Origin of the sequence: Marinifilum sp. D737 (assembly GCF_026672275.1) — a bacterium.
Taxonomy (GTDB): domain Bacteria; phylum Bacteroidota; class Bacteroidia; order Bacteroidales; family Marinifilaceae; genus Marinifilum.
The window spans coordinates 1-436 of sequence record NZ_JANQCD010000108.1; the positions used below are offsets into that span (position 1 = coordinate 1).

The window sequence follows — 436 nt, forward strand, 5'->3', positions numbered from 1 at the left end:
TGACATATTGGAGAGATGGCAGAGTGGTCGAATGCGGTGGTCTTGAAAACCATTGTGCGGCAACGTACCGGGGGTTCGAATCCCTCTCTCTCCGCACTAAGAATCTCGGTTGAGATTCTTTTTTTATGCTGAAAATATTGGGGAGATACCAAAGTGGCCAACTGGGGCGGACTGTAACTCCGCTGACTTTCGTCTTCGTAGGTTCGAATCCTGCTCTCCCCACAATCAGATTGAAAACGTTCAATCTTCAAAACATTCTTGTAGGAATTCTCGCGGGTTTATTCTCGTATCCTACACAAAACAAAATACTGGAGAGATGGCAGAGTGGTCGTCCCGATAATTATCGGGAGCGGCGGTCTTGAAAATCATTCCTGACATATTGGAGAGATGGCAGAGTGGTCGAATGCGGTGGTCTTGAAAACCATTGTGCGGCAAC

At 47.2% G+C, this 436-nt stretch carries 2 tRNA genes; both read left to right on the top strand.

Features of this window, described 5'->3' with window-relative positions:
- Positions 1–9 precede the first annotated feature (9 nt).
- A tRNA-Ser gene (locus NQ163_RS20640) sits at positions 10–94 on the top strand.
- 45 nt (positions 95–139) lie between these two features.
- Positions 140–222, top strand: a tRNA-Tyr gene (locus NQ163_RS20645).
- The last annotated feature ends 214 nt before the right edge of the window (positions 223–436 follow it).